A 3,684-nucleotide genomic window follows, 5' to 3' on the forward strand; every position below is an offset into this window, starting at 1 on the left:
TATGAGACTACCAACTTTTTTTATAAACTATTTCTTATCCCGAACTGGGGTATTATCATACGCCAAGAATATCGTTAGGAACACAAATAAAACGGCACCAAACGGAAGCAGACACTACTACACACACAATGACTTTGTACGCGAAAAAATCTGCCATATCTTCCAGAATCGGCGCAACTCTCTGACAACAAATGCAATAAAGGTTGGAAGATAAACTTGAGAACGGGATATCTCCCAGCGTATCTTCCAGCCACAATCAAATATCTTCCAGTCATCCCGCAACTTGACGGAGATGCTGAACAAGATACATAAATGCTGAACAAGATACACAAGTCCGTGTAACAAAAAAGGCGTACAACCGATATCCATAAGATTTCAGTTGTACGCCTTATTATTTATTCTTATTCAGAATGTCTGTTCTTAAAAGTCAAGTTTACTTCACCTCCTCGAAAATAAACCATACTGATAATCAGCAATTTAGCTTTTGTTGGTACAAATATGGATGCTAAATTATGGGATTGAAACAAGCAAAAACAAGTCAAATATAGATGCTCATAGCTCCACATAATTCGTTTTCAGTAAAAATGGATAACTATCGGTAAAAATATATGTAGCTTGTAGTGACACTAACTGGGCAATGGCAATAGCTTTTTATTTATAATTGGGCAATGCACTCTCTAAATGTTAAAAATCGCCCAAATGCAAAGATTTCCAAGATATAGTTCTTTAATCTCAACAACTTTCTTTATTTTTGTAGTCAATATTTGACAATTCTATCAAGAAAAAGTCTATTGGTTTAATCTAACCTCTGATCAATAACATTGGAAGATAACACCAAACAGCCTCCAACGGCTGACGCTTCATTGTATAATGGGCAACCGACTGACACAGGTTCATCGTGTCCAAGTGCAAGACTTACCTCTTGTACGCCCTCCATCTCAAAGAACAGAGGTGGGGTGTCGGTAGAGAATGTGCCATTTGAAAACAAGCAATGGTTTGTTCTGCGCGTTTCGTATGGGCGTATTATTAAGGCAAAAGCATTGGTAGAAGCTAAAGGACTCGAATGTTATGTTCCTTTACGATATAAAGAGGTAAAAAAGAAAGGAAAGAAGCGAATCATCACAGAGCCTCTTCTCTCCTCATTTCTCTTTGTTCATGCCTCAGCAGAACGAGTAGACTATCTTTTGCAAGACAAGAGCATCAAGCCTCTTGAAAATAGAGCTTTGTTGAGTTACTATTATGACCATACCTCACATTGTGAAAATTCGCCAACCAAAAATCCACCTCTTGTCATCTCTTATGCAGCTATGGACAATTTCATTCGCTTAACCTCCATACATAATCCTCATATCATCCCAGTTACTTCGGAGAACATCAAATATAAGTTAGGGGATGAAGTCGTTATTACAAAAGGAGAGTTTAAGGATATACGTGGTAGAGTGGCAAGAATTGCTGGACAGCAGAGGGTGTTGGTTGAACTCTTTGATGGGTATTTGGTGGCAACAGCGTATGTACCAAAGAATGCGATGAAACCGTATGTAGAACATTAAATCAACATAATATATATGACAGAAAAAATGAAAAATATACTTAGTCTTAATCATACAGAGGCAATGGATTTCTTTTTGAAATCAGAACAATATCATGGATTCGAGTTACCTGAATACTTTGTATTCGATGATTTGCTCCAAAATGTCAAGAACGCAGTTGGCAAAACGCCCTATGAGGAGTGTTTGCAAGAGGGCATGTCACCAGAGCTATTATCAGATGTAAACCTTGACATTTTGCTAAACAAGGATGGTCGCTATGCAGTTCGTCCTATTATTCTTGCAAATCCATTCCTCTATTATTTTCTTGTCAGGGAAATTTGTAATGAGCAATCATGGACGGTTATAAAGTTACTCTTTGAGAAGTTTAATGTGCCACATATTACATCTTGCGCATTGCCTGTCATACCTAAGGAAAAAGAGCCGTTTCATAAATCCACAACTATACTCAATTGGTGGAGTACTATGGAACAACAGAGCATAGAGCTGTCCTTGGAATACCGTTATATATTCATCACAGACATCACCAACTGTTATGGTTCGGTGAATCCACAAGTATTTGATTGGGCATTTTCATTCAAAGATACAGAGTTCGAACAGGAAACAAAAAATCCGATAGCTAAGAACATCCAAAAGTTTCTCCGTGCCTTCCAACAAGGGCGCAATATTGGCATTCCACAGGGAAGTGCCATATTTGACTTTATCGGTGAGATAATCCTTGGCTATTCTGACCTGTTACTCCATGAAGCGATAAGAAAAGAAGGCATTAAGGCTAAGTATGAGATAATCCGTTATCGTGATGACTATCGTATCTTCTGTAATGACAAGGACGTTCTTGAAAAGATTTCATATACACTGCAACACGTGTTGGAGAGTCTGAACTTCCGGATGAACAGCAAGAAGACCAAGATTAGCGAGAGCATTATTACAGATGCTATCAAATCTGACAAACTTGCATACATCTATAATACACCTATATTCAATAAGAAGGGGTGTGACTTTGACAGTTTCGAGAAACACCTACTCTACATCCTCATGTTTGCTCGCCAATATCCCGATAGCGGTTCCATCAGAACCATGCTCTCGGATATTGACAAACGCATGGAGGATTGGCTAAAGCCTTATGAAGAGGAGGTTACAACCATACCTATTCTTGAAGATGATGAACCTAAAACTGAAAAGATAACCAAACAACGCCGTCTTGTTGGTGGCAGTGTGCGAGCCATGTCGGCAGTATGCGCCCAGATAGCTTTAGAGAATGTTGGCTGTTGTCATTATGCTTTACGGGTTCTCAGTAGAATGGTCGATTCTCTTAAAGACGAAAAAGAGAAGAGCGCAATCATAAATCTCGTATATTACAAGCTTTGCAATAAGCCTAACTCCGACTACAACCAACTTTGGCTGCAAAACATAACGTATCAGCAAGACAAGAAAAATGGCAAGTCGCCATATAAGATGAGATTGTGCCGTGTGGTTGCTGGAGATAAGAATGTGGAGTTGTGGAACAACGAGTGGGTGAAGCCTCTACTCTTATCCGACCTGTATGTAAACGGTATTGTTGATGCCGAGACATTGAAGAAGGTAACACCGGTGATTACGTTTAGGGAGACAAGGATGTATAATGAGGAGGAATTGCATTAACAAATCAAATACTATAACATGGGTACAATTGGAAAAGAAACAAAAGCATTATTATTTTCAACATACAATAATGTAGACAAGCAATCTTTACCTCAAAAAGGTGAAGGTTGGGTAAATCTGGCTAATTTTGGTTCTGCAATAAAAAAGGTTGGAGTTAATTATGTCAATCTTGGATATAGTAAGCTCGGTCAGTTGATTGCGGCAATAGACAATGTTGAAGTTTTTTCAGATGAGAGTGTACGACCTCCTGTAAAATATTTGCGTTTTAAATCTGTGAAAAAGGACAATGATTCGGTTACTTCCAAGCATAAAGACACAAATAAAACAACAGACACCGCTATCGTGGAGTTTGGAAATAATTCACAAATACGAAAGAAAGATAGTCGTTACATCGATCTATGTAGGCCAAAACCAATGGGCTGGGGAACGAAACAACTTTCTTGTTTAATCGGCTTTTATGATGATGAACATAAATCATTTTCAAAAATATGGACTC

Annotated in this window: 3 protein-coding genes; all 3 read left to right on the plus strand. The window is 38.4% G+C overall.

Going from position 1 to position 3,684, the window contains the following annotated elements; all coding sequences use genetic code 11:
• The first annotated feature begins 821 nt into the window (after positions 1–821).
• A complete protein-coding gene (locus KTQ90_RS12870) occupies positions 822–1,550 on the plus strand; it encodes a UpxY family transcription antiterminator (protein ID WP_217318759.1) in 729 nt (242 codons plus the stop codon).
• A gap of 15 nt (positions 1,551–1,565) precedes the next feature.
• Entirely contained in the window at positions 1,566–3,188 is a 1,623-nt protein-coding gene (locus KTQ90_RS12875; protein ID WP_217318760.1) for an RNA-directed DNA polymerase, read from the plus strand.
• 18 nt (positions 3,189–3,206) lie between these two features.
• Positions 3,207–3,684: OST-HTH/LOTUS domain-containing protein (locus tag KTQ90_RS12880; RefSeq protein ID WP_217318761.1), on the plus strand; the 478-nt coding region annotated here is incomplete at its 3' end.

This window comes from Leyella stercorea, assembly GCF_019052365.1.
GTDB lineage: Bacteria > Bacteroidota > Bacteroidia > Bacteroidales > Bacteroidaceae > Prevotella.